Genomic DNA, 25882 nt, shown 5'->3' on the forward strand with positions numbered 1-25882 from the left:
GAAGCGCCATGCTTAAAACTCACCCCCTCCGCATCGCGATCATCGGTGCGGGACCGATCGGAATCGAAGCGGCGCTGTACGCGAAGGCGTGCGGGTTCACGGTCACGGTGTTCGATCGTGGGCCGATCGGCGAGCACGTGCGGCGCTGGGGCCACGCGCGAATGTTCACGCCCTTCGGCATGAACGCGACAACACTCGGCCTCACCGAAGTGCGACGCGAAAAAGGGTCGCGGTCGATCCCCGCGGAAGCAGATATTCTCACCGGGCGCGAGTTCATCGAAGCCTACCTGCGCCCGCTCGCGGAATCCGAAGCGCTCCTCGAATCCCTCAATCTCGAAGCGGCCGTGCTCCAAGTCGGGCGCGCGGCCAGCGTGAAGAAATCAGAGGTCGCGGAGCGGCTGCCGTTCCGATTGCTCGTGCGCGACGGCGCGGGCACGGAGCGCATCGAAACGGCCGACGTCGTGCTCGACTGTACAGGCACGTACATCACGCCGTACCGCCTCGGCGACGGCAACATCCCCGCCGTGGGCGAACTGGCCGCGCGCCAGCACATCGCCTGGGGGCTGGAAGACATTCTGGGCGAAAAACGCACACACTACGCGAACAAGAGCATCGTCCTCGTGGGCGACGGGTACTCCGCGGCCTCGGCCATTTGTGCCCTCGCGACGCTCGCGGAAGAAGCCAACGACACCTGGGTGTTCTGGCTCACGCGCGGCCCGCGCGGGCAACCGCTCCCGCGTATGCCCAACGACCCGCTGAAAGAGCGCGACCGCCTCGCGACCAAAGCGAACTCGCTCGCGACCCGGTGCGACGGCCACCTGGAGTTCCACCCGCAAACCGTCCTCGACGAGGTCGTCTGCCACGGACCGGATCAGGGGTTCCGCGTGGCCGGGCGGAGTAACGGCAAACCGGTGTCGTGGGAAGTGGAGCGGGTGATCGCCAACGTCGGTTACCGGGCCGATTTGCGCATCAGTGACGGGCTGCGCGTGAATGATCCGATCGGCCTTCCCGAAACCGGCGAGCCGAACTACTTCATCCTCGGCGCGAAGAGTTACGGGCGCAACTCCGGGTTCCTCTTGCGCGACGGTTTCGACCAGATCCGCCGGGTATTTGCCGCTCTCACGGGCAACGCGCGCCTCGACCACTACGCGAAAAAGGCCGCGTGATTGCACGCCCCGGTTGCCCTTGCGACCGGGGGCTCCGATCCGCTACATTTCAGTGCCCTTCCGCACCGACACGGCAGGAAAGGATTCCGCACCGTGAAGCCTCCGCATTTTCTCACTGATACTTCCCTCTCCGAGCGCGATACGGCCTGGTTCGAGGAACTGGCCGGAACCGTTGTGCGCGGGCGCGCGGCGCTGATCGCGTGCCAGGAACCGGACGGGCACTGGCTCGGCGAACGCGACGACGATCAGAATCTCGGTGCCGAACTGGTTCTCCTGCTCGCGTTTCTCGGGCGCGTGGACGACCCGCGCGTCCCATTCGCCGCCAATTACCTCCTCAAGCACCAGCACGCGACCGGTTCGTGGGGCGACGTCGGCACGTCGGTACGGGCGTATTTCGCGCTGAAGATCGCCGGCCACGCAGAAGACGAACCGCATATGCGGCGCGCGGCCGATGCGATCCGCGCACTCGGGGGAGCAGAGGCGAGCGATTCGCTCACGCGATTCTACCTCGCGATGCTCGGCCAACTGCCCTACTCTGCGTGCCCGTCTGTGCCGGTGGAAACGGTCCTCTTACCGAAGTGGCTCCGCGGTATCGGCGCGACGTCCGCGTGGGAGCGCCCGATGCGAGTCGCACTCGGTGTGGTCCGCGCACACGAGCCAATCACCACTCTGCCCGAATCGATGCAAGTCCGCGAATTGTTCGTCCGGTCCCCCGAAATGCGCTCCGAGCGACGCGGGTTCGGGCCGATCCGCCGGCGCGCGGTTCGTGCTGCGGTGAACTGGATTCGCGCGCGGTACTCGATCGACGGCCCCAGCACGAATTTTCGTGCGCTGGCACTAAACGCCGCCGTGCTCAAGTGTCTGGAAGTGCCTGCTGAAGATAGCGAAATGCGCTGGGCTCTGAAGCAACTCGAAGCGCTCTGTGTGACTACAGGCGATCAACTCCGGGTGCGCCCATACGAATCCCCCGTGCGCGACACGGCGTTGTCACTCAGCGCGACATCGAGCGTAGGCGCGGTGAGCAGTTCGGCGCGCGGAGAATCGGCCGCACAGTGGCTGCTGGACTTCGAGACTCGGAACGCCGGGTTCACGGACACCGAAAGTACGGCTCTGGCACTCGTCGCGCTCGCGCGGAGCGGGCACGCCCTGCGCGAAACGTGCTGCGGAGCGGTGTGTCGCGCGATCGATTTCCTGCTCGCGATGCAGAACCGCGACGGCGGTTGGTCCGCGTTCGACCGCGGGCTAAAGGCTGACCCGAGTTGCCCCGCGCTGACCGCGTGCGTCCTTGAAGCGCTCAGTCACTTCGGGTTCCGCACCGGGCAGCCACCGGTCGATAGGGCCGTGACGTTCCTTCTCGGTTATCAGGAAGTGAGTGGTAACTGGCGCACGCGCTGGGGTATGAACCCGCTCGCGACAACGGGTCAGGTGCTCGTCGGGCTAAACGCGACCGGGTTCGACACGTTCGCGATCCCGATGCGCCGGGCCGTTCGTTGGCTGAAGGAGTCCCAGAACGCGGACGGCAGTTGGGGCGACGCGACCGCGTCCGAAACCGCCTGGGCGCTGCTCGCCCTCCTCGCGGCTAATGAGGGCGAAAGTGCCGAGGTGCGTGCGGGAGCGGAGTTCCTCGTCGGCACGCAGCACGCGGACGGCGCGTGGACCGAAGACGCCTTCACCGGTGCGGACTTCGCCCCCGGGAGCAAACTCAAGAGCGAACTGCATCCGATGTGTTTCCCGGTGATGGCACTCGACCGCTACCTCACCGACCGCACCCGGCCGGCAGACGCCCCGAAAGTGCTCACGCGAACCGACCTCGGGCACCAAACGAACGGCCCGAAGGTCTACCGACACACACTCGCGGAAATGTAGATCGCACAAAAAAGAATGCACAGGGCTCCGCCCTGTGCTACGAACGCCGGCCGCTTCGCGGCGTGAAAGACATTGGCGGTTCTGGTCTTCGCCCCGGAGGGGCCGTCTGACGTAGCACAGGGCGGGAGCCCTGTGACTCCGTGACCACCCTGTTGCTCCGCGATACCCTGTGCCACAGGTGGCAACTCACACAACGACGATGTTCACCAGTTTGCGCGGCACGACCTTCACCATCTTCACGGTCTTGCCTGCAATCTGAGCTTTCACCGCATCATCCGCCAGTGCAGTCGCTTCCAGCGCGGCGTCGTCGATCTCCGCAGGCACCTTCAGCACGGTCTTCTTCTTCCCGTTAATCTGCACCGGCACGTCGATCTCGTCGGCCTTCACCAACTCCGGATCGAACTTCGGCCACGGCTCGTAGGCCAGCGTGTTCGTGTGCCCCAACGCGCGCCACAGTTCTTCCGCAACGTGCGGCGCGTAGGGCGCGAGCAGCAGTACGAACGGGTCGAGGATGCTACGCGGGCGCGCCTCCAGTTTGGTCACGTGGTTCACGAACTCCATCATCGCGGAGATCGCGGTGTTGAAGCTCAGCCCCTCGGTGTCCTTACCGACCTTCTGAATGGTCCGGTGCAGCACGCGGAGCGTGTCACGGTCCGGCTCCACATCCTTCACGGCCGCGTGCAGTTTGAACTCCTCGCCGTCATCGACGATCAACCGCCACGCCCGCGTCAGGAACCGGTACACGCCCTCGACGCTCTTGGTGTTCCACGGCTTCACCGCTTCCAGCGGCCCCATGAACATCTCGTACAGGCGCAGGCTGTCGGCACCGTACTCCTTCACGATGTCGTCCGGGTTCACCACGTTCCCGCGGCTCTTGGACATCTTGTCGGCCTTACTCGCCAGATCGATTTCAGTACCCTTCAGGTACGTCTTACCCTTCCTCTTTTCGATCAACTCATCTGACAATGGGATCAGCGACTTGTCCGCACCCGGAACGCGCAGTACGTAACTCTCCTTGTCGTCCGCTTCCTTCTTCGGAACGTGAACCGCGGTGACGCCCAGTTCGGCGATCTTCGCCTTGTTTGCACCGTGCGCTTCTGGGGTGATGTGGTACTCGTACTCACCCAGGATCATGCCCTGGTTCACCAGCCGCTGGAACGGCTCGGGGCACGGCAGGTAACCGCGGTCGAACAGCACCTTGTGCCAGAACCGCGCGTACAGCAGGTGCAGCACCGCGTGCTCGGCGCCCCCGACGTACAGGTCCACGGGCAGCCAATATTTCAGCTTCGCGGGATCGGCGAACTCGGCCCCGTTCTTGGGATCGATGTAGCGCAGGAAGTACCAGCACGACCCGGCCCATTGGGGCATGGTGTTCGTTTCGCGCTTGTAGTTCTTCCCACCGACCACCACGTTCACCCAATCCGTCGCCTTCGACAGCGGGCCTTCGGGCGTGCCAGTCGGCTTGAAGTCTTCCAGATCGGGCGGCACCAGCGGCAGCCCGCTCGCGGACAGCGCGACCAGACTGCCGTCTTCGCCGTGCAGCACCGGGAACGGTTCGCCCCAATAGCGCTGCCGGCTGAACAGCCAGTCGCGCAGTTTGTAATTGACTCTCCGCGTACCGATGCCACGCTCTTCCAGCCATCCAATGATCTTCGACTTTGCTTCCAGTGTAGGTAGGCCGTCCAGAATGCCGGAGTTGATGGCGACGCCTTCCTCGCAGTACGGCTCTTGCAGCTCGTTCAGCGAACTCCCGGTCTTCTTCAGCCACTCGTCGGTCGGCTTCACGACGGTAACGATGGCCAGCCCGAACTGCTTCGCGAACTCGAAATCGCGCTCGTCGTGCCCCGGTACGGCCATGATCGCGCCAGTACCGTAGGTCGCCAGCACGTAGTCCGCGATCCAGATCGGAATCCGCTGATCGTTGACCGGGTTAATCGCATACGCGCCGGTGAACACGCCCGTCTTCTTCTTCGCGGTTTCCGTGCGCTCGAAGTCGCTCTTGCGGCTCGCGGCCTGTTGGTAGTCCTGAACCGCCTTCTGCTGCTTTGCGGTTGTGATCTTCGGCACCAGCGAGTGTTCGGGCGACAGCACCATGTAAGTCGCACCAAACAGCGTGTCCGGGCGCGTGGTGAACACGGTAATGTTGGCCGAGTTGTCGGCCAGCGCGAAGCGCACCTCTGCGCCCTCGCTCTTGCCGATCCAGTTGCGCTGCATCTCCTTGATCGAGTGCGACCAGTCCAGCGGTTCCAGGTCGTCCAACAGCCGCTCGGCGTAAGCGGTGATGCGCATCAGCCACTGGCGCAGCGGCCGGCGCTCGACGGGGTGCCCGCCGCGCTCCGATTTGCCATCAATGACTTCTTCGTTCGCCAGCACGGTACCCAGCGCCGGGCACCAGTTCACCGGGACTTCCGCTTGATAAGCGAGTCGGTGGCTGTCCTCATACTTGCGAATTTCCGCGTCGCCCTGTTTGCGCACGCTATCGGGAATCGGCAACTCGGAGATGGGCCGCCCCTTCTTCGCGATGGGGTCGTACCAGGTGTCGTAGATCGTCAGGAAGATCCACTGCGTCCAGTGGAAGTAATTGGGATCGGTGGTGTCGACCTCGCGGTCCCAGTCGTAGGAGAAGCCCAGAGATTTAATCTGCCGACGGAACGTATCGATATTGTTCCGCGTGGTGATACGCGGGTGAACGTTCTTCTCGACCGCGTACTGCTCGGCGGGCAGCCCGTAGGCGTCCCAGCCCATCGGGTGCAGCACGTGGAAACCATTCATGCGTTTGAATCGCGCCAGGATGTCGGTCGCGGTGTACCCTTCGGGGTGACCGACGTGCAGCCCCGCGCCGCTCGGGTACGGGAACATGTCCAGGATGTAGCACTTCTGTTTGCCCTCGGTCCCCGGTTCGCCGGGGTCGGGCGTGCGGAACGTCTTGTTCGTTTCCCAGAACTGCTGCCACCGGCGCTCGACGTCGGCGGGATGATAACTCGGCATCGCTTGGCCTTCACTAAAGAGAACCCCACCCCAACCCCTCCCCTCAACGGAGAGGGGCTTTGAACGGAAGCACCGACCGCGTAGTCTCTTCTGTCTTTGCTTCTCCCCCTTCCTTCTTAGGGAAGGGGGTAAGGGGGGTTAGGTTCCGAAGCCACTTCTTATGTGCGGGGGAAATCCGCGTCCATAAGGGACGCGGGACGGGAGCGGCGGGTTCGTTCAGGTGCCGCGAAGGAGGGCGCGGATCGGCCACACCTTCACGCACCCGTCGCCGCCGGCACTGAAGAGGCGGGAGCCGTCGGCGGAGATCGTGAGTGCGTTGATCGGTCCGAGGTGCCAGTCGAACGTCGCGTGTAATTTCAGCGTGTCGGCGCGCGCAACGAACAGCCGCCCGTTATAGTTACTGCCCGCGAACACGAACTCGCCGGCCGGGTCGACCGCGAGCGTCCGCGTGTAATCGGGCACACGGTCGCGGTCCGTTTTGACGGAAATGATTTGGGTACCGGTCACGGAGTCGTAAGCAGCCAGCCGCCCGTTGTTTTGTGCGAATACACGCTTCCCGTCGTGCGAAAAGGCCACCACATTCGTTCCGATCGGCAGGCGCGCAACCGGGCGCAAGGAATCGACCTCGATCACAACGGGAACGGTTCCACAGGTGACGAACCGCTTGCCATCCTGCGAAAGAGCGAACCGACCGTAGGAATCGGGGTCCAGGTCGAGCGAGCGAACGACTTCGCCGGACGGAATCCGCACGATTTCGGCGACGCTGCGCCCGGCCCAGCGGTGAAAAAGGGCCAGTTCCGGGTCGGGTAGCGCGGCGATACGCAATCCCGGCGCCACGATTGTGCCTTCCGCGTCGATCCGCTGCGGGGGATCGGTTGTAACGTCGAATACGGCTAATAGCCCGATCCGCGTATCCGGATAGCCCATTCCCGTGACGAGCAACCGCTGGTTATCCGAGGTGAGGGCCACATCTGTTACCCGGCCACCACTAAATTCGATCACGGTTCGCGGGGTCCGGGCGCGCATGTCCCAGTAACAGACGAGTTCGTCTCCCTCGCGAGCCGCGACGCGGTCCCCGTCCGGTGAGCAGGCCAGCGCTCCTAATCCACCGAGCGGCTCGCGTTCCCCGTACAGCACTCCCGGCAAATTCGAGCGCAAACCGGCCGCGCCCAGTTCTTCCTTGCGGTCGAAGCATGGGCCGCACGTTTCGCCCATCCAGCCCAGGGAATCGTGCGTGCCCACTGCACCGCACCCGCACGCACACACCAACTGCTCGGCGCCGGCCACCGTTCGCCGACAGATGTATTCGGGATACGAGTGCCACAGCGGAGGGCGGGCGGCGAGTTCCTCTTTCAGAAGCAGGCGCTTCGCTTCGTCGTGCTCGACGCGGCGCCCGCGCACGACCACGTGTTTGCGCCCGATGGCATCCGTCCACCACGAAGCGAGAACTTGGGTCGCGGGCACGCCCCCGCGCCCGCCCCGGAACATATCCCACCCCTCGGGTTTCGCCGCGACCGCCCGCGCGAACTTCCGCCACTTCGCGGGGTCGTCACCGAGCAACCGGGCGCGGCACCGCCTGTTCGCGTCGGCGGTCGCAGCCGTAAGCGCTGACACGATTTGTGAGGCGTCCGGGGCGACTAACTTCGTTTCGTGTTTGAGCATGACTTCCCTGCGAACACGCCCGCTCGTTGACCCTCGCGGTCCGGACCGTGAATTGGCGAACCGCGAGGGTCAACGAGCGGGCAACCCGGATCATACAATAAACCGCTGTGTCGCGTGTGAATCGGTTCCCATCTCCAACCCCTCTTTGTCATGCCCGCAGACCCATTGTTGCAAAGTCAGGTACCGGGATTCACCCCGCGCCACGGGAAGGTGCGAGACGTATACGACCTCGGCGACAAGCTCGTCATCGTCGCAACCGATCGCATCAGCGCGTTCGATTACATTTTGCCCACGCCGATCCCGGGCAAGGGCGCGATCCTCACCGCGCTGACGCTCTTCTGGCTGAAGCAACTCAACATACCGAACCACCTCATCAGCGCGGACCTCGCCCAAATGCCGCCCGCGTTCCAGCGCGACGAACTCGCCGGGCGCGCGATGCTCGTCAAGAAGACGACCGTCGTGCCGGTGGAGTGCGTTGCACGCGGGTACCTCGCGGGTTCGGGCTGGAAGGAGTATCAGACCCACGGCACCGTGTGCGGCATCCCGCTCCCGCCCGGGTTGCAGCTCGCGAGCAAGCTCCCGGAGCCGATCTTCACGCCCGCGACGAAGGCCGAAGACGGCGAGCACGACGAGAACATTTCGTTCGAGCAAATGGTGAAGGCCGTCGGTGCCGAAACCGCGAACGAGCTGAAAACACGGACGTTGGACGTGTACCGCCGGGCGGCCGAATTCGCGGAGAAGCGCGGAATCATCCTCGCGGACACGAAGTTCGAGTGGGGCCGGCTGCCGAGCGGCGAGATCATCCTCATTGACGAGGTGCTGACGCCGGACAGCTCGCGCTACTGGCCGAAGGACTCGTACCAGCCGGGGGCCTCGCCGGTTTCGTTCGACAAACAGTTCGTCCGCGACTGGCTCGAAACGACGGACTGGGACAAATCCAGCCCTCCACCGATTCTGCCGGAAGCTGTGGTGACGCGCAGCGTGGCCAAATACCAAGAAGCGCTCAGCCGACTCACGGGAAAGAGTTGAACACCCGATTCAAAAGATCGGCCGTGATCGGGTGAACAATCATTCGATCACGGCTCGCGCGCACCGCGCAATCACGAAATTCGCCACATCCCAATCACATCACAAGTCCGGCTCCTCTTGCAGTAAATCTGATCGCGAGTTCACGTCAAAGAGCCATAGACTCACGATCACGTCTGAACTAAGATCCATAATCACCTGTCCGCCGCCCAGCGGACCCGCCACTCTTCGCGCGAGATAATCGCAATGAGTTACGTTTACAAAACGATGCCGTCTCCCATTGGCGAACTCAAACTCATCGGCAGCGAAAAGGGACTGGCAGCAATTCTTTGGGAAAATGACGATCCGCTTCGCGTGCGCATTAATGCCGGCCCCGAAGACCTAAACCACCCGGTACTCGTCGAAGCGGAACAACAGCTCACCGAATACTTTGCGGGTTCGCGGAAAGTGTTCTCGGTCGCGCTCGATTTTGTTGGCACCCCGTTCCAGCAGAAAGTGTGGGCGGCCCTTCTCAGCATTCCGTTTGGTGAGACCCGCAGTTACGGGGAACTCGCACGACAAATCGGGCACCCCACCTCCGCCCGCGCGGTCGGCGCCGCCAACGGGAAGAACCCGATTTCGATCATCGGCCCGTGCCACCGCGTAATCGGTTCGTCCGGCAAATTGACCGGGTACGCGGGCGGACTCGCGGCCAAGACGCTGTTACTTCGTCTGGAAGGCGTACCGGACGTCGACGCGGCGAATTAGCACGCACACTTCCCGGAGTACAGTTCTTCTCACGAGAATACCGGATGTCCCTGCCCGACGTTACACTGCACCTGGACTACGCACCGCCGTTCGATTGGGCGTTCTTCCTGACCTATCTCAGCGGTCGATTAACGACCGGCGCCGAAACCGTCGAAGACGGGCGCTACACACGTGCTGTGGAAATTGACGGCGATACGGGCATCATCACCGTCGCGCCGCACGCGAGCCAGCATCAGTTGAGCGTTTCGGTTCGCGGACCTGTCGCCCGACATGCCGATGTGATCCGTGTTCGCCTGCGCCAGATGTTCGATTTAGACGCTGATCCCGCAGCCATTCGAGTCGCGCTCGCTACCGAACCGCGGATGAATGCGCTGGTCGCAGCACGGCCCGGCCTTCGGGTTCCCGGCGCCTGGTCGCACTTCGAGTTACTCGTGCGCACGATCGTCGGTCAGCAGGTCAGTGTGCGCGCCGCGACCACGATTATGGGACGAATCACCGCGCGCTTCGGGCACCGCATGCCGAGTTCCGATCCGGCGGCGCCGAACCTCATTTTCCCCGCACCAGAGGTACTTGCCGACGGCGATTTGGGTTCGATCGGGATGCCGACCCAACGAGTGCGGGCACTGCGCGGGATCGCACGAGCGGTCGCGGACCGGGCATTGGTCTTCACCAACCCCGATCGGAATGTGGTGCGCGCGACACTCCTCGCACTACCAGGAATCGGGCCGTGGACGGTCGAATATTTCGCCCTGCGCGGGCTGCGAGACCCGGATGCCTGGCCCGGGTCTGATCTGGTGTTGAAACGCGCGGTCGATTCTACGCTCTCGGACACATGGCGCCCGTACCGGGGCTACGCGGCCCAGCACCTCTGGTTCGATGCGACCCAGCAACAAAAGCCGGCCGTGACCGAACGCTAAATTGCGCTCGGCCACAGCCGGAATTGCAACCGCACGCACTTGAGTGACTTCAATCCTTTTTCGTGTTGAGCGCGTCCAGAGAGGCCCGGGCGTGAGTTCTCACCCAATTCGTCCCTCCACTCTCCAGGCACCGCTTCCATAGCGATCCCGCCCGGTCCTTGAGGTTTCGGTTGTTGAGATACCAGCCGCAGAAAAATTCCCCGTCTCCGCGGACTTCGGCCGGCAACTTACTGATGACGGCCTCGACCGCCGCCGCGTCCGGAGTTGTGTCTTTCGCTGCCCACTCCCGTACCGCGGTTTCGATCGGTCGGAGAAGTACCTTGTCGGTGGGTAGGCTCGCGAACCCGTTGAGTGCGGCTGTCCGCGCCTTGGCGTCCCCGACCGCGTCGGCCATACAAGCTGCGAACAGAAGGCTCAGGTCCGACGGACCGGTCTGGTTAACGCGATCGAACAGCGGCCGCGCCGTTTCCAAGTCACCAACCAACAGGTAGAAGCGCCCGGCCAGGAACAGTTCGCCCGGGGCACCTCCCTCACCGAACTGGGCCAGGTGCCCGCGCACGGCAGCTTCGGCCGCGACGCGGTCCATTTTCCCTCGCGCTCGACAGGCCAGATACCATGTGAACGCGCCCCCCGGGTACCGGACCGCGTTCGCCTCGTACAGTTGGTTCGCTTCGTCCCACTTCCCCAGCCCCTCTTCGCACTCGGCGGCGCACACCAGCGCCCATCCCGCCCAACTCTGGGCCGCGGCCAGGGCATACGGTTCGGCCTTCTTGAAATCCTTCTTCTGCATGTAGAACCGGGCGAGGTCGACCCGGACCTGGGCGTGGAACAGCCCCGTGTCTTCCACCTTCAGGCTCGCTTCGAGCGTCTCGCGCCACCCGGTCTCGTCGCCCGCGGCGCGGTACAGCCCCGCGAGTTCGCGGAACGAGTTCCCGTCCGGGGACATTTCGATCAGCCGCTTCCAGCACCGGATCGCGTCCGCCCTGCGCCCGTCCGTCAGGTGCCGCTTACCGAGCCCCCACTGCACGACGGCGTGGGCCGCGTACTTGGCCTCAGTTTCAGCCAGCTTCTCGACCGGTTGAGGGTCGCCGTAGGCAGCGGCGAGCGCCACCCCGATCGGGGCGTGGGGGCTCGTGTCCACCAGTTGCCGGATGTATGCTTTCACCACCCCGGTCTTGTCGTGCCGGAACATGTGTACCAGGCGCGATTCCTCCAAGAACAGATCCCCGTGCCTGTTGAACTGCAAGTTTTGAGCGGCCGATGGGTTCACTTTCGCGAGCCGAAGCACATACGGTTGTGCCCTCAGATCCAGTTCCCCGGGCGGTGCCATCAAGCGCTGGCGAACCGCGTCGGGCGAGCGCCGATGGTCGAACGTGTAGCTCTCGATGAACGGGCGCAGCCGGTGCCCGTCGAGGAGCGAGAGGAACCCCGCCGCTTCTTCTGCCGGGTCGACGCCCCACACATCGGTCATGAAACTTAACCGGTGTGCCGCTTGCGTGAACCGGATCTCCTGGAGCACCCCGCCGAGCGCGGCCCAGGACGGCTCCCCGCGGTCGGACGCGCCGGCCGCACGTAACGCTTTGTACACGCGCGGTTCGATCACCTCGCCGTCGAGCGCGGCCCGCACCGGTCCGGGCAGGTCGGGCACGCCCCCGACCCGGGCCGCGAGTTGGTGCGTGAGAACCTCGGGACCGATCAGGGTCGCCCGGTGGAGGTGCGACACGCCACCCACGCGACACATCGCGTCGTGTACGAGATAGCACTCGGGTTCGGCTTCCAGCAGCGCGCGCCCGGCGCGAATGGTCGCGGCCTCGGCCTCGGGCGCTTCGAGCGCCAGGAACTCGAGGAGCCGAAGGAGCGGGGTATCGGCCTTTTTCCGTGCCGCGGCGAACTTGGTCAGGTCGAAGTGAACGTAATAATCGGCCGCCTCCACCCACGCAGGCGCGGGTGCTTCGGCACCCGCGAGCTTTTCGGCCGCGGCCAGATCCTGGAGCGCGAACACGTGCCAGCCCATCAGGGCCGCAGCATACGCGCGGGCGCGAAGTGCCAGTGCCGACTTCGGCGAACGGGCCACCAGGCGCTGGGCGTACAACAGTGCCCGGGCCTTGAACACGTATGTGGTCCGCCCCCAGTGGAAATCAGTCAGAAGTGCGAGGTTGGCGTACCCGCGCACCAGCGCGGCGAGAAGCGCGTCCGACTCTCCCTTCTCGTGGACCTCCTCGTGCAGCGCGCGGAGCGCCGCGAACTGATCCGTCTCGCGCATCAGTTCGAGTGCGCGTTCCACCACCGCGGGTACCGGTGCGTCCGACGTTCGGTTCGGTTTGGCCGGAATCCCCGCACCCACAAGACACTTGGGAAAGAACCCGCGCATCAATTGTTCGCTGTGCGCGATGTACTCCTTAGGGTGCACACTGAGTTGGTACTTGAGCAACGATCCGTTCCAAAAAACGTGTTCGGCCCCCGGCCGCCCCGCGACGACGCTCCACGGCCCTGGTTGTCCCCCGCGCCGAACACGGAACTGCCGGCTCGCGGGCACCCCCTCGGGCACGGCGTCGCCGAGCGAGGTGTCCCGGACGCGCAGCCCGAAATCCTCGCGTGCGACCAAGTTCAGCGCCTGCCGACCGAGTTCCAGGTCGAACGTGTTCCACATAAGTTCCGGCGCGGTCCCGTCGTCGGGGAGCAGGCAGATGGTGTCGGCGAACTCGGCCGGGATCGGTGCGACGGGATCGGGCATTTTCCGCGGCTCCGAATCGACGGCGAACGGCGACGGCGGAGGCACCCAATCAGCCGGTCGGTGTCCGCCACTGTCCTGCGGTGCGGGCACGGCAATTCCCGCTGTGGAATCGGCCGCTCTGCTCTTGTCGCCCTTCGGAATCGCCTGGTAGCCGGCCCATAGAAGTGCCGCGCCACCGACCACGACAGCCACGAGTGCGGCCCACGCCCACCACGGGTTCTTCGACCGCTTGGCCCCGCGCGACCGCGTCCCGGCACTCGCAGGGGCCGGGACGTTGCGGTCCTCTTCCTCAACCTCTTCACTCGCTTCTCTGATTTCGTCTTCTGGTTCCGGCTCCGGTTCGGGGGTGCGTGCGCGCACGGTCACACGGACCCGCGCCCCGCACGACGGGCACGTAATCACTTCGCTCGAATCGTTGAGTTTGGACATCCGGCCGCGGCACTTGGGACAGGCGAACGTCGGAGCGGGCATGAGGGGCACCTTGCGGTCAACTTCGACACGAGGGCACGCCGACAATCATCAGCCGCAGCAACAACCAAGTCAATACCTCTGCCCGCACCTTTCGCTCTAGCAATCGCCAGAGTTACGTTTCCCACGCGCGTAACGCCGAACCTCTACCCCTCGGGGTGACTCCTGACTAGTGATGAAAAGCGGACGAGCCATCCGCGGCCCCAGGGGAGAGCATGACCACCACCCATGACCTCGACTTACCCGCGCTCGCGCGCTGGGGTAACGAGCGCGTGCCGACCGCTCTGTTCTGGGTGGTCAGCGGGTCGCACGTCTACGGGTTCCCCTCGGCGGACAGCGACATCGACCTGCGCGGGTGCTTCCTCGCGCCGCTGCGTGCGATCGTCGGTTTGCGACCGCCCACGGACACCGTTGAGCCGAGGGGCGGGCTGGTGGGGCGCGAGGTGGAAGCCGTGAGCCACGAGGTCGGCAAGTACCTTCGCCTGATGTGCATGAACGAGGCAATTAGTTATATTCCCTGTACACCCTCACGGAGTACCGGGAATGACCGCAAAACACCTTGTAACTGTGCTCAGTAACGGCCTTGGCGAGCGTTACTTGCAATGTCACTGCTGCTTCGCGAGCAGCCCTTCTTTCAACGAATCGGACGATTTGAAGCTCCTCGCACTCGCGAGGGCCGCGGGTTGGACCGCGATCAGAATTGAAGACGACGGGCACATGCTGAACCTCGACGGCGGTCGATTCAGAATGTTCTGTCAAAAGCCAAAATGTCAACGCCAGGCGGGGGACTGAGTCATGCCCGTCGGGTACAGCTACCTCCGCTTCTCGTCCCCGCTCCAAGCGAGCGGGGACAGCATCCGGCGCCAACTCCAACGCACCGAGGACTGGTGCAAGCGAAACAACGTCACCCTGGACTCCACGCTCCGTGACGAGGGCGTGTCCGCGTTCCGCGGGAAGAACCGTGAGGGCGCCGAGCACGCGCTCACGGCGTTCATCGCGGCCGTTCAGAGCGGGCGCGTTAAATCTGGATCTTATCTGATCGTAGAATCGCTCGATCGACTGAGCCGCGAAAAGATCCGGCCGGCCCTTACGCTCCTGCTCCAACTGATCCACTCCGGGATTAAAGTTGTTCAACTCAGCCCGGCCGAAATCGTGTTCGACGAGGACGTGGATGCAATGGCCCTGATGTTGGCCCTGATCGAACTTTCGCGTGGTCACAGCGAGAGCCAGGTGAAGAGCGAACGGGTCGGCGCGGTCTGGACGCGGAAGCACCAGGAAGCGAAATCGAAGATCGTCACCCGTATCACACCCGGTTGGCTCACGGTTCGGGGCGGCGAGGGGAAGAAGCTCAAGGACGTCCCCGCGGACGAACTCCGGTTCGAGCTTGATCCCGTTAAAGCCGCGGTGGTTCAGCGGATCTTCAAACTCGCTCTGGACGGACACGGTACCAAAGCAATTGCGAAGTTACTGAACGCGGAAGGGATCCCACCGTTACGGCGAACAACGATCAAAACCCGCACCGTGACCTGGGGTAGTTCGTTGGTTCACCAAGTGCTGACGTCTCCGGCAGCACGCGGGGCCTTCCAACCTTATCGGCACCAGTCCGCGGGACGCCCGGCGCGGGGTGGTCTAACTGAAAATTACTTTCCGCGGGTAGTGACGGACGAGATCTGGTACGCCGCGCAATCGCACCTTAAGCGCCGCGGTGAGGTCGGACGGGGTCGGCGCGGGGCGAGCGTGCATTTGTTTAGTGGGCTCATGACCGATGCCCGGGACCAAGGGGCGATGCACTACTGGAGCGTCGACAAGAACCGTCCGCAAATCGTGCCGTACCGGAGTAAAGAGGGCGACGGGAGTCCGTGGGTCAGCTTCCCCGCGAAACAGTTCGAGCGCGGTATCGTGTCCAAGCTCGCCGAGATCCGCGCCGAAGAAGTGCTCCCGACCGCGACCAGGTCGCCGATCGAGGCCCTAACGGGGCGCGCCGCGGAACTCGCGGGGCTAATCGAGGAGTGGACCAAGCGCATGTCCGACGCGCGCATCATTGATTTGGTCGCGGCCAAGCTCGCGGAACTGCGCGAGCAGAAAGCCGCACTGGACGCGGAGATCGCGCGGGCGCGGGCCGAAGAAGCCGAACCCGCGACCGTGTCGTGGGGCGAGTTCCGGTCCCTGGCGGGGCTCCTGGACACGGACACGTCAGAGGCCACACGGATGCGGGTCCGGAGCGCGTTGCGCCGCGCGATAAGCGGTATGTGCGTCCTGATCGTCCAGCACCACAAACAGCACAAGACCGCCCTGGTCCGCATCCAGTTCGTATCGGACCTACACAGGTACGTCCTGATCGATTACCACCGGGACCGGGAACTGGTGGTACACACGCGCGGGGGACTACTGGACCGGACCGACATCCGCGACCCGGCCGACGTCGCGGCGGTCACGGAGAGGATTAGCGCGCTGTACGGCCCGAAGAAGCCCCCGGCGACCAAGAAGGGTTCAGCGCGAAAAACCTCGTGATCTGTGCGAGCGGCACGAACGCGCCGCCCCTCTCCTCGAGCCAGTCCGCGAACACGAGCTTCGCGGTCCTGTCGTCGGGGTTAGCGCGCAGGTAATTGGTCCACGATTCTTCTTCGGGATCGCGCGGACATACGGCCGTGTAGAGGGACATCAGCCCCCCTTCCGGCCGTTCGCGGCCGAGAACCCGAGGCAGAAGCCGACCGCGAGGCCGGCGACCAGGGTCGCGATCCAAACATAGACGTCCATCAGAGGGTCTCCAGTTTGAGTTAGTTTTTTCTTGGCGCGGGCAAATCTGTCTGGTGGAATGCGCCCGGTCCTATACCGACCGAGGTGCAATCGTGAGAGAATCTCAAGTCGCGTCCCTACCCAACGAAGAACGCGCCGTTTACGAGCAAGCGTTTGGACTGGTTCGCGAAGCCCTTCGCGCGGCGAACGCATTAGGGGCTCCGATATCGCCAACCGCGCGACAAGAACTACAGGATGCGTGGGCCGATACGCTCATTGCGATCAATCCCGTACTTACCGCGATCGGCCGCGCAAACCCCGGAGACACTACCGATCCAGTCGCACAAGCGGTGACACGCCTTCGCGCGGAACTGAATCGCTTGCTGGCGTGAGCCCCTCAACAATGAACTTTGCGCGGCCGGTCCCGCCCTCTTTTTTCGGCGAGCGCAGTAAGCGCAGGTTCCCGAGCGGGGCCTTGACGTACCCGCTCACTATCTTGCCGATGTTCGTTAGATTGAAATCCTTATCGAGCACCTGGAACGCTTCCGCGAGCGCCCGCCACTGGGTTTCTGGGGTCATGACCCGGCGCCCGTACTGCTCGGTGGTCACGTGCTCCAGCATCGCGCCGACCGAGTGCTCGCGGCCCCACCCCGGGTACGCGGTCCAGTGCTGGAGGACGCACCGCACGGCTTCCCGCTCGTCGTCGACGCCGTCCCCGCGCCGCGCCTCGAACCCCATGACCGGGTCGGGCTGATCGAGCCACTTGAGCGCGGCCGGTACGATGACACTCCACTGCTCGTAGGTGCCCTGGATCTGCACCCCGGCTCGGGGCCGTCCGGCGAGAGCGTGGGCGCGGAGGATGGTGAGGGCGGCGCCCAGGTACCGGGCGCGGTGGGCGCGGACGTGGGCGACGATGTTCTCGAGCGCGAACCCGGTGCGGTTCTCGGGATTTTCGATCGTCGACTCGAGTCGGCATACCAGCGCCCGACGGGTCATGTCGGCGCTGATTCGGAGGTTGTTACCCGTTGCGAACCACACCGTCCGCATCGGCATGGTTACCGTCTGCGACTGTCCGAGCCGGCGCCCGCACCACTGGCACGACGTGGTCACGGCCTCGATGGACCCGCCCCGAACCTCGACGGTCGGGGGGATGTTGTCAAAGAGGTGCGCGGCGCGGGCCTCGATCGCGACCGAGGTAATGGTCTTACCCATTTCCTCGTCCGTCGCGGGCCACGCCGATATCGGGATGTCGGCGCCCTCACCAATGATGTGAATGATCCGCGCCAGTAGGGTCTTTCCGGAACCGCGGAGGTTCGCGCCCAGCGCCATAAGCGGGACCGGGGCGTCCCCGATCGTCTGCCGCGCGATCACGGTGAGGAGCGCGGCGACCCACACGGACTTGTCGAGGTCCGCCTCGAACGGGAAGTCGTGTACCAGATCGAGCAGCGACCGGAGCGCGGCCAGTGCGTCGTCGCGGGTCGGTTCGGTTGTCAGGTCCAGTCCCGCGAGGTCCGGACCGGATCCCACGTAGGTCCGTGTCTCGGGGTTGTAACCGTCCCGGACCAGATCCCCGGTCGGGGTGATGATCGGGCGGGCGACGATGGTGGTGATCTGCTCCAAGGACTTGAAGTCGGGTGCGCCCGGGTCGTGAGTCTCCGGATTCCAGGCGGGGTTATCGATCACGAGTGCGGCTATGGTGCCCGGTAGAGCGGTCGCGGTCCATCCCGTCGCACTCCTGATGTCCTCGGTGTAGACCTGGGCGTGACGGCTGACGAGTTCGATCACGCCGTTGCCGGTCAACTCCCGTAGAACCCGGCGCCCATTCATGTCCAACTCGATGATCGCGAGGCGCTCGGCAGCGTTGAGGTAGCACCCGTGCTGCGCGAGCAGGTGCCGCACGCCGATGGCCGCGTTGTCGGGCCGCGACGGTCGGTACTTGAACTCGCCGCGGTGCTCGCGTTCGAGCCTGTGGACCGCGCCGCGGACGTCACCCGCCCGCCGGACCACCTTGAGGCGCGACCGCAGGTCGTAGAGACTGACCTTGATCCCGGCCGCGGTAACGGCCCCGTGGATCTCCTCCTCGATCTGCTTGGCGGCCTTGAGCGTGTACGACCTGGACGCGAGGACCACGAGCGTCTCGTACCAGGCCCAGACCGACAGGTCGGGACCGACACAGTAGGGCGGTCCCAGGAGCCTCCGGTAGAGTGCGGTGACATACTTCGGGATCGGGGCGATGACGCCGTACACCGCCTCCAGTAGCTCCGTCCGGCCCTCGTCCGACGTCGCGACCGCGATGTCGATGATTTCGGTGAGCCGCGCGAATGCCGCTTCGATTTTCGGGTCGGCGGCTGGCGCCTGGGGCTCATCGTCGACTAAAATATCAGTCAAGGGTGCGTACCTCGATGTTCGGGGTCGGAGCGGTGGGGCGTGAGGAGCCCCACCGTTTTTATTTGGTCTCTTCGCGTTCGCGCGCGAACTTGTCCGCGGTCATTTGGAGCGCCGCACGGATCACCTCGACGCTGGTGATGGGGCGCCACGGGGTCAGATCCGTCAGATAACCGCGTATCAACTCGAGCCGGACTAAGTCCTCCGGCAGCAAGTTGAAAGAATGAATCACACCTCTAGACATTTCTCGTCCTCACAAAATCGGTTGCGCAAGGAGTAACTAACCTAATCATCAGTTGGGTTGCGGATCGCGTAAAGCAATTTTCTGTATAGCACAGAAAATAATTTTGCTGTACAGAAATTGGACAGACGCCCGCGTCCGAAGTGTGAGGGTGTGAGGTGGGGTACACGTCCGAGGTGAGGGTGGGGCGTCCGAAAGCGAGATCCAGACGTCCGAAGTGTGAGGTGACACGCCCGAGTGTGAGGTGCCTGACCCCACCTCACACTTCACCTCACATTTTTAACCGCCCGAAACGAAAGGACTTACGACCGAAGTGTGAGGGTGTGAGGTCAGTGAGGTGGGGTCCAGTTTTCTATACGTGTGCGTGTACCTGATACAGGGAATACATTTCTCGCGCGTCTAAGACTGAAACCACCTCACTGACCTCACACCCTCACACTATTTCCATAACTACTGGAATTTACAGCACTTGCGAATGTGAGGTGGTTGTGAGGTGGGTGTGAGGTCAGAATTTGACCTCACACTCGGTCGTGACCCCCCATCTGATCTCAGTCTCGGTCGTGACCTGTATCTGGTTCTCGATCTCGGACGTCCGATTTCCGGATATCAAAATCGTCCGACCGTCCGAGCAGACCTGCGCTTGCGCCCGGGCGCCGGGATCCGTTACGCTTAACCCAACAGAAACGCGAGGTGACGCTTGTGATCCAGGTCGAACTCGGCGCGCTCGTCGCCGGCGCCGTAACGCTCCTGACCCTGTTGGGCGGCGCGATCGGTTGGGCGGTGAAGTTCATGGCCGATCGGCTCACCGATCAACTCGAGAAGCAGCGGCAACACGACCTGGTCCTGGTTGAGAGGTTCGACGAGATCGTCGCGAAACTCAATACCTCGTTCACGGCGCTCCACAGCCGGCTCGACGACGTCCGCCACAACACGTGCCGGTGCCCCCATAAGCCGCAATGAGCGACACCAAACTACAGCCGCCTGGTGCCAAGCGTAAACCGCCCGCAGCGGGTATGGGCCGTAGGTCCGGCTCCCAGAACAAGATCACCAAGACGCTAAAGGACGCGATCGAAGAGGCGTTCAAGAAGGTCGGCGGGGTCAAATGGCTCGTGGACCTCGCGCACAAAGAACCGCGCACCTTCGCCGCACTCTTGGCCCGTGTGCTGCCGAAAGACATTCACCTAACCGGCTCCCTCCAGACCGCGTCCGTCGTCGTCCACGCGGTCGATGTTCACACTACCGATGCCATCGGCTCCGTTATCGATGCCCTCGTCGACCGCCACCCCGACGCGGATTTTGTCGCTCCCCCAGATCGGGGAGGCGATCACCCGCGGCAAGTGGCGCGGCCACTACCGGCACACCCGGTTCATCTGCAAGCGCCTGATGCGGGCGGTCTACACCTCGGGCTCGCGCTGCCTTCTGAACATGCCCCCGCGCCACGGCAAGACGATCCTCGCGGCCCGGATTCTGCCGTTCTTTTATTTGGCTCAATGGCCGGACCGTGACGTCGTCTACGTCTCCAGCACCGGCCCGGCCGCAGCCGAACAGGGCGAAGCGATCCAGCAACTCATCGACGAATTCGGCCCGAGCTTCGGGATCAAGGTTTCGAGCAAATCCAAAGCGAAAGACAACTTCGACATCGTCGACCTCAACGGCCGTCCCACGGGCGGCTCGATGCGGTGCTTCGGGATCACGTCCAGCGTCCACGGCCGTAACGCGCACCTCCTCGTGGTCGACGACCTGTTCGGGACCATCGAGGACGCACTGTCCGCCGCAAACCGTGAAACCGTGTGGCGCACGTACACTTCCGCGCTCTACACCCGCCTGGCCCCGCACAGTTCCGTGGTCGCGATCGGCACTCCCTTTCACGCCGACGATTGGTTCGGTCGCATCGCGACCGCGCAGGAAGCCGGGGGCGACAAGTGGGAGCGCATCAAGCTCAAGGCGTTCGCCGGTCCGGACGACCCGCTGGGGCGCAAGGAAGGGGAACCGCTCTGGCCCGAAGGGGGATGGACCACCGAGCGCCTCAACACGACCCGCAACGCAATGGAAGCGGGCGGTAACGGGCGCGACTGGTGCGCCCAGTACGAACTCGAACCCGTGTACGGGGACGGTGTATCCGACTGGCCGAAGGAATACTTCGCCGATCACATCTGGGTCGATACACGCCCCGCACCCGACAAGACCGTGGCCCGTGTCCTTGCGATCGATCCGAGCGTCAGCGATTCCGGTACCGGCGACTACGCCGCGTTCTGCGACGCGACTCTGGGCACCGACGGTCACGTGTACTTCAACGTCACCGCGCACCGTCGGGGTTTGGCCGCGGTCTATGAGACGGCCCTTGCCCTGGTACGGCAATCCGTTGCCGAGAACCGACCGTATCAACTGGTCCTCAACGAATCGAACGGCGCCCAAAAAGCGCTAACGTTGCGGCTCCGGGAACTGCTCCTGGACGCCCAGATCCTGATCCCGGTCCACGACCGCGAGAGCAAGGGCGACAAGGCCACGCGCATCAAGCTCGGGCTCGACGCTCTGTTAGCCGCGAAGCGCATCCACTTCCTCGGTCGCACACAGGGCAACCTCCAGACCGTCCAACAGGCCCGCGACCTGCCACACGGACAGTACGACGACAACATTGATGCCTGTGAGATGGCCGTGTTCGCGCTGCACTCCCTGAGCCGCCCGACCAAGGCCCCGCAACGCACGGTTTTACGAGCTTAAGTTGGGTTGCGCCGGAGTGTCGTCCCGCGCTACGATCTTTGGTATGTCGATCCTTTCGCGTCTGAATCCGCGCACCTGGTTCCGGGGGAAGCTTCGTGAAGCTTCGCTCGCGGACGTTTACGGCACGCCGGTCAGTGATCGCGAATTGAACTACTGGGGCAACCGCCCGCTCACCCCGGTCTGGGGTCCGGAACTGTTCCCCAGCAAACTCCAAACGATCAGGACGTTAGCCGAACTGAACCGGGTACGGCACGTCAGCCGCTTCCTCTACGAGCGAAACAGCAACGCCACCGGCGCCATCAACGGCATGAACCGTTACGTGGTCGGGTGCGGGAGCGCTCAAACGATCCAATCGACCGAACCCGATGAGGACGCCCCGAAGCGCCTCGCGAAAGCCATCACCAAGCACCTCGACGAGTTCAAGAAGGCCGTCAACTGGAAGACCGTCGAACGCGAGATCTATCGACGGTTCCTCGTGGACGGTGAAGCCTTCGTTCAACTTCTCCCCCAGGAGGACGGGGTTACCGCGCTCAAGTTCATCGAGCCCGATCAAGTGGTTCCGCCCGAGGGCGAATCGCACGAAGGCCCGTGGTCCTGGGGCGTCCAGACGAGCCCCGACCGACCGGGTAAGGCGCTCGCGTACAACGTGCGCGACTACGGCACGAACACCGAAACCCGTGTCCCCGCGCCGTTCGTGTTCCATTTGAAGCGCGGTACGAATCTCAACCAGAAGCGCGGGCTACCCGCTCTGACCGCCTGCATCGACGAGCTACAGGGCGGTCAGAAGCTCCGTCACGCATCCCGTGAGGGCGAGAAGGTTCGCGCCAGCATCGCATATGTCAGGCAGAACGCCACCGCGTCTATCGAGGCGATCCTGGCGATGCAAGCAGCGGCCGCGAGCGGCACGTTTAACATCCCGACCGAAAACGGCACAAACACACAAGAAGTTGTCTATCAAACTGTCGAGCCGGGCTCTGTTCAGGACATCCCGGGCGGTATGGAGTACCAGCCCCCACCGCCGTCACCCAACGCCGACGCCGCAGCGTCCTCGATCCGGTTGAGCCTTGAGGCAACCGCCGCGGCCTTGGAATGTCCGTTTTGGTTGGTCTCGGGCGACAGTTCCGCGTCCAGCTACGCATCGTCGCTCACGGCCGAGTCGCCGTTCATCAAGCTCGTCGAGGGCGAACAAGACGTGCTCGCGGAGTACGTCGATTCCGTTCTCACGGCCGTGATCGAGATCGGCATCGAACAGGAAGTCGACGGGCTCCCCGAAGACGCGCTCGAGCAAATCGACTTGCAGGTGCTGTTCACCGTGCCCGTCGTGCGCCAGAAGCTCGAGGAAGCGCAGCGGAACGAGATCCTCCGCAACGCCAAGATCAAGAGCCCCCAGACGATCGCGGCCGAAGAGGGCCTCGATTACGAGAAGGAACAGGCCAACTTCGCGCAGTTACCACCGGAACCGGTTCAACCCGTACCGATGGCCGCGCCCAAACAGCCCCAGACCACGGGCGGACAAATGCAACGCGAACTCGGGAGCGCCGCGTAATGGCCCGACTGATCGAAACCCTGTTACTGGAAGCGTCGGCCCCGTCCGCGGGCGTGCTCCCGAACGTGAAGGTTCTGGGCGCCAAGTCGCGCAACAAGCGCGAGTACACGCCGGACGCGATGCGTAGCGCCGTGTCCCTGTACGAGGGCGCCACGGTCTACGTGAACCACGCGGGCGAGAAGACCAAGCACCGGTCCCTCGACGACCGGTTCGGCAAGCTCAAGAACGTCCGGTTCGACGAGCAGCGCAACGAACTCCGTGGCGATCTGGAGTACCTCGAATCGCACCCGGCCGGCACGCGGTTGAAAGAGGACATCGAGCGCAAGCTCAATTACTTCGGGCTCAGCCACGACGCGGACGGCGTCTACCAACTCAAAGGCGGTGTGAAGGTGGTTACCCAGATCGACAAAGTGAACAGCGTGGATTTGGTGAGCAACCCGGCAACCGCGATCAGTCTCCTCGAACAGGAAGACGCCCCGGCCCAGGCCGAACCGTCCGCGTCCGATCAGGCGATGTCCGATGCGTTCTCGCAGGCCGTGCTCAGCGTGCTCCAGGACGGCGCGCTCGATACCGCGGGCAAGGTCGAGAAGATCAAGCTGATCCTCGAGAAGCAGGACGAGATCAACGCCCCCGCGGAGAAGAAGGACGAGCCCGCCCAGGAGCAGACCGAAATCCAACGGCTGACCGAACAACTCGCGGCCCTTTCCAAACAGGTCGCGGAGCAAAAGCCGCGCAAATACATCGTTCCCGGAACCACGACCAACCTGACCGAACAGACCCAATCGGCCCCGGTGGACGGCCCGCCGAAGGACAAGGCCGCGCTCAAGAAGTGGCTGCTCAAATAACCCCTTAGAGGTACACGACCGTGGCCGATGCCAAGTACAGCAACGCCGGGCGACTCATCAGCGGCTTCCCTCAGCCGAAGCGCGTCGCCGGCACCGTCGCCAGTGCGATCTACAGCGGCGACTTCCTAGTCCTCGCCTCGAACAAGGCCAGCCCCGCATCCGCGCTCGCGGACTCGGGTACCAAGGCCCAGAACCAGGAAGCCGGACACGACGTGTTCCTGGGCGTGGCAATGGACGCCAAGCTCGCGGGCGACACGCGCGACGTCCTCATTGCGAGCCGCGGGGAGTTCAAGTACCCGTGTGCGGCCCTAGGGTCCGCGTCCGACCCGGGCGCATACGTCGGTATGGCGGGGACGGGCACCGGTGGCGCGGACGCGCTGGCGGACCAGATCGTTGAGATCGTCGCGACGGCGAACCTCGCGATCGGGCGCCTGAGCCGACGCGCCGAAGTCGGTGCAACGGAACTCTACTTCGAGTTGGCCGGCACCCTGACGACCACCCACGCCGGCCCGCAGGCAATGGCGTAATCCCACCGCTCACACCCAACACACCGTCCGAGGTATCACCGCAATGGCCTTCCGCGTCGACAAGCTCAAGCGGCTCTGGGAGCAAAACATCACCGAGGGACGCGGCGCCACCGGGTACCGGTCCCAACTCAAGGAGATGTTCGGGCTGTCCGAGGACGATTACGGCGCCCCGGTGCTGAACCGGTCCGAGCGCATCCTGGACCCGAAGAACGTCAGCATCGGCGAGGTCGCCTGGACCTTCCTGGGGCGCGAATTCGGCGGGTCCGACATCCGCCGCGCGTTCGGGCTCACGGAACAGTACGGCCGCTTCGAGGAAGCGGAAGGGGCCGTCGTGCTCCCGTCCCACTTCGCCAGGATCTCCGCGTTCTCGGACACCGTGGCCGGACTGGTCGATGCGCTCACGATGGAAGCGTACCAGGCCCCGGAGTTCATCGGCGACAAGCTGATGGAAGTGAAACAAGCCCGTGTCAACGGCGGGAAGATGATCGGGGTCATGAACGACGGCCAGGTGTCGGGCGATCTGCTCGACGGGGAACCGTACCCGGCCGGCGGTTTGAAAGAAACCTACGTCGACGTCCCGGACAATCAGCGCTACGGAAACGTCATCCAGATCAACGAGAAGACGTTCATCTACGACCGCACGGACCTGTTGGAATCCGCGTGCAAGAACGCCGGGACCGCGGTCGCGCGCCTCAAAGAGATCCGTCAGGCCGATTGCGTGCTCGGGATCACGAACACGTACAGCCGGGACGGGAACGCGGCGAACACGTACTTGACGACCGTCAGCGACGTCCCGAACAACTACGTGAACTCGAGCACAAACCAACTGACGAACTACGCGAGCATCGACAGCGCGTATCAGATCCTTGAGGGGAACACCGATCCCGGTACCGGGTTCGAGGTCACTGTCTCCGCACCGCAACTGCTCGTGATGCCCCAGCGGGAAATGAACGCGAAGTCGATCCTGTACCCGGAATGGGTGCGCCGGCTGAGCGACACCGGCAACACGGCGACCCAAACGGCCCAGAGCCTGGTCCGACCCGTGGAACTCATTGTCGCGAGCCGCGTCTGGTACAACCGTTTGATCGCGGCTTCCGTGAGCACCACCAACGCGCCCGAGCGTTGGCACCTGGGCGACTTCAAGCGCGCGTTCCAGTACCGCCAAATCATCCCGTTTTCGGTCACTTCCGCCCCTCTCTCGAGCGAGGACGCGCGACGCGATATTGCGGCTATATGGATTGCACGCGAGCATGGTGTTCCGTTCACTAAGGAGCCCAGGTTCACGTACCGCGGAACAAAGGAATAAC

At 64.0% G+C, this 25882-nt stretch carries 19 protein-coding genes; 13 read left to right on the forward strand and 6 right to left on the reverse strand.

The window, feature by feature from the left end:
- Positions 1-8 precede the first annotated feature (8 nt).
- Positions 9-1166 (forward strand): NAD(P)-binding domain-containing protein, encoded by a 1158-nt coding sequence (locus VT84_RS13085; RefSeq protein WP_082839841.1) that lies wholly within the window; start codon positions 9-11, stop codon positions 1164-1166.
- Between the two features lie 93 nt (positions 1167-1259).
- Positions 1260-3032: a prenyltransferase/squalene oxidase repeat-containing protein gene (locus VT84_RS13090; RefSeq protein ID WP_162271690.1), complete on the forward strand. Its 1773-nt coding sequence runs from the start codon at positions 1260-1262 to the stop codon at positions 3030-3032.
- 186 nt (positions 3033-3218) lie between these two features.
- Here VT84_RS13090 and leuS read toward each other — a convergent pair whose 3' ends face one another.
- Positions 3219-6020, reverse strand: coding sequence for a leucine--tRNA ligase (leuS, locus tag VT84_RS13095; RefSeq protein ID WP_082839843.1), 2802 nt, complete (start codon positions 6018-6020; stop codon positions 3219-3221).
- A gap of 216 nt (positions 6021-6236) precedes the next feature.
- Positions 6237-7682 carry a WD40 repeat domain-containing protein gene (locus VT84_RS13100; RefSeq protein ID WP_082839844.1) on the reverse strand — a complete coding sequence of 482 codons (1446 nt, stop codon included), beginning with the start codon at positions 7680-7682 and terminating at the stop codon, positions 6237-6239.
- 150 nt (positions 7683-7832) lie between these two features.
- Between VT84_RS13100 and VT84_RS13105 the strand changes: the two genes are divergently transcribed.
- From VT84_RS13105 to VT84_RS13115, 3 genes are all read left to right on the forward strand, one after another.
- Entirely contained in the window at positions 7833-8711 is an 879-nt protein-coding gene (locus VT84_RS13105) for a phosphoribosylaminoimidazolesuccinocarboxamide synthase (protein WP_082839845.1), read from the forward strand.
- 243 nt (positions 8712-8954) lie between these two features.
- Entirely contained in the window at positions 8955-9455 is a 501-nt protein-coding gene (locus VT84_RS13110) for a methylated-DNA--[protein]-cysteine S-methyltransferase (protein ID WP_082839846.1), read from the forward strand.
- Positions 9456-9499: 44 nt separating this feature from the next.
- Complete coding sequence (locus VT84_RS13115; RefSeq protein ID WP_052558309.1) at positions 9500-10372, forward strand: DNA-3-methyladenine glycosylase family protein; 873 nt, start codon at positions 9500-9502, stop codon at positions 10370-10372.
- A 49-nt stretch (positions 10373-10421) separates the two neighbouring features.
- On the opposite strand, the gene VT84_RS13120 is transcribed toward VT84_RS13115, so the two are convergent.
- A complete protein-coding gene (locus VT84_RS13120) occupies positions 10422-13577 on the reverse strand; it encodes a tetratricopeptide repeat protein (protein WP_082839847.1) in 3156 nt (1051 codons plus the stop codon).
- Positions 13578-13789: 212 nt separating this feature from the next.
- Here VT84_RS13120 and VT84_RS13125 point away from each other — a divergent pair, with 212 nt between their 5' ends.
- Together VT84_RS13125 and VT84_RS13130 are read left to right on the forward strand one after the other, a co-directional pair.
- The gene (locus tag VT84_RS13125) at positions 13790-14152 is read left to right on the forward strand and encodes a DNA polymerase beta superfamily protein (protein WP_082839848.1); all 363 of its coding nucleotides are present in this window, start codon (positions 13790-13792) and stop codon (positions 14150-14152) included.
- 217 nt (positions 14153-14369) lie between these two features.
- On the forward strand, positions 14370-16085 hold the full coding sequence (locus VT84_RS13130) for a recombinase family protein (protein WP_082839849.1): 1716 nt from the start codon (positions 14370-14372) through the stop codon (positions 16083-16085).
- On the opposite strand, the gene VT84_RS42245 is transcribed toward VT84_RS13130, so the two are convergent.
- The 3 genes from VT84_RS42245 to VT84_RS38475 form a co-directional block, all read right to left on the reverse strand.
- Complete coding sequence (locus tag VT84_RS42245; protein WP_082839850.1) at positions 16018-16236, reverse strand: TIGR02996 domain-containing protein; 219 nt, start codon at positions 16234-16236, stop codon at positions 16018-16020. The two genes, VT84_RS13130 and VT84_RS42245, sit on opposite strands and share 68 nt — an antisense overlap.
- 401 nt (positions 16237-16637) lie before the next feature.
- On the reverse strand, positions 16638-18698 hold the full coding sequence (locus tag VT84_RS13140; protein WP_082839851.1) for a hypothetical protein: 2061 nt from the start codon (positions 18696-18698) through the stop codon (positions 16638-16640).
- Positions 18699-18756: 58 nt separating this feature from the next.
- Positions 18757-18939, reverse strand: a complete 183-nt coding sequence (locus VT84_RS38475; RefSeq protein ID WP_157469477.1) for a hypothetical protein — start codon at positions 18937-18939, stop codon at positions 18757-18759.
- A 687-nt stretch (positions 18940-19626) separates the two neighbouring features.
- Between VT84_RS38475 and VT84_RS13145 the strand changes: the two genes are divergently transcribed.
- The 6 genes from VT84_RS13145 (at position 19627) to VT84_RS13170 (ending at position 25881) form a co-directional block, all read left to right on the forward strand.
- Positions 19627-19896 (forward strand): hypothetical protein, encoded by a 270-nt coding sequence (locus VT84_RS13145; protein ID WP_157469478.1) that lies wholly within the window; start codon positions 19627-19629, stop codon positions 19894-19896.
- Positions 19897-20199: 303 nt separating this feature from the next.
- Positions 20200-21657: a terminase large subunit domain-containing protein gene (locus VT84_RS13150; protein ID WP_162271691.1), complete on the forward strand. Its 1458-nt coding sequence runs from the start codon at positions 20200-20202 to the stop codon at positions 21655-21657.
- Between the two features lie 43 nt (positions 21658-21700).
- Positions 21701-23203 carry a phage portal protein gene (locus VT84_RS13155; protein WP_082839854.1) on the forward strand — a complete coding sequence of 501 codons (1503 nt, stop codon included), beginning with the start codon at positions 21701-21703 and terminating at the stop codon, positions 23201-23203.
- Entirely contained in the window at positions 23203-24048 is an 846-nt protein-coding gene (locus VT84_RS13160; RefSeq protein ID WP_082839855.1) for a hypothetical protein, read from the forward strand. Before VT84_RS13155 ends, VT84_RS13160 begins: the two co-directional genes overlap by 1 nt.
- Before the next feature lie 20 nt (positions 24049-24068).
- Complete coding sequence (locus tag VT84_RS13165) at positions 24069-24575, forward strand: hypothetical protein (protein ID WP_082839856.1); 507 nt, start codon at positions 24069-24071, stop codon at positions 24573-24575.
- Between the two features lie 43 nt (positions 24576-24618).
- The gene (locus VT84_RS13170; protein ID WP_082839857.1) at positions 24619-25881 is read left to right on the forward strand and encodes a hypothetical protein; all 1263 of its coding nucleotides are present in this window, start codon (positions 24619-24621) and stop codon (positions 25879-25881) included.
- The last annotated feature ends 1 nt before the right edge of the window (position 25882 follow it).

It is taken from the genome of Gemmata sp. SH-PL17 (assembly GCF_001610855.1).
Classification (GTDB): domain Bacteria; phylum Planctomycetota; class Planctomycetia; order Gemmatales; family Gemmataceae; genus Gemmata; species Gemmata massiliana.

Bases quoted from the DNA above. Each gene is read 5' to 3' on its own strand.
- VT84_RS13100 (WP_082839844.1), bottom strand. From the start codon at position 7,682: ATGCTCAAACACGAAACGAAGTTAGTCGCCCCGGACGCCTCACAAATC.
- VT84_RS13105 (WP_082839845.1), top strand. From the start codon at position 7,833: ATGCCCGCAGACCCATTGTTGCAAAGTCAGGTACCGGGATTCACCCCG.
- VT84_RS13160 (WP_082839855.1), top strand. From the start codon at position 23,203: ATGGCCCGACTGATCGAAACCCTGTTACTGGAAGCGTCGGCCCCGTCC.
- VT84_RS13130 (WP_082839849.1), top strand. From the start codon at position 14,370: ATGCCCGTCGGGTACAGCTACCTCCGCTTCTCGTCCCCGCTCCAAGCG.
- VT84_RS13125 (WP_082839848.1), top strand. From the start codon at position 13,790: ATGACCACCACCCATGACCTCGACTTACCCGCGCTCGCGCGCTGGGGT.
- VT84_RS13110 (WP_082839846.1), top strand. From the start codon at position 8,955: ATGAGTTACGTTTACAAAACGATGCCGTCTCCCATTGGCGAACTCAAA.
- leuS (WP_082839843.1), bottom strand. From the start codon at position 6,020: ATGCCGAGTTATCATCCCGCCGACGTCGAGCGCCGGTGGCAGCAGTTC.
- VT84_RS38475 (WP_157469477.1), bottom strand. From the start codon at position 18,939: ATGTCTAGAGGTGTGATTCATTCTTTCAACTTGCTGCCGGAGGACTTA.
- VT84_RS13085 (WP_082839841.1), top strand. From the start codon at position 9: ATGCTTAAAACTCACCCCCTCCGCATCGCGATCATCGGTGCGGGACCG.
- VT84_RS13120 (WP_082839847.1), bottom strand. From the start codon at position 13,577: ATGCCCGCTCCGACGTTCGCCTGTCCCAAGTGCCGCGGCCGGATGTCC.
- VT84_RS42245 (WP_082839850.1), bottom strand. From the start codon at position 16,236: ATGTCCCTCTACACGGCCGTATGTCCGCGCGATCCCGAAGAAGAATCG.
- VT84_RS13115 (WP_052558309.1), top strand. From the start codon at position 9,500: ATGTCCCTGCCCGACGTTACACTGCACCTGGACTACGCACCGCCGTTC.
- VT84_RS13170 (WP_082839857.1), top strand. From the start codon at position 24,619: ATGGCCTTCCGCGTCGACAAGCTCAAGCGGCTCTGGGAGCAAAACATC.
- VT84_RS13150 (WP_162271691.1), top strand. From the start codon at position 20,200: ATGCCCTCGTCGACCGCCACCCCGACGCGGATTTTGTCGCTCCCCCAG.
- VT84_RS13155 (WP_082839854.1), top strand. From the start codon at position 21,701: ATGTCGATCCTTTCGCGTCTGAATCCGCGCACCTGGTTCCGGGGGAAG.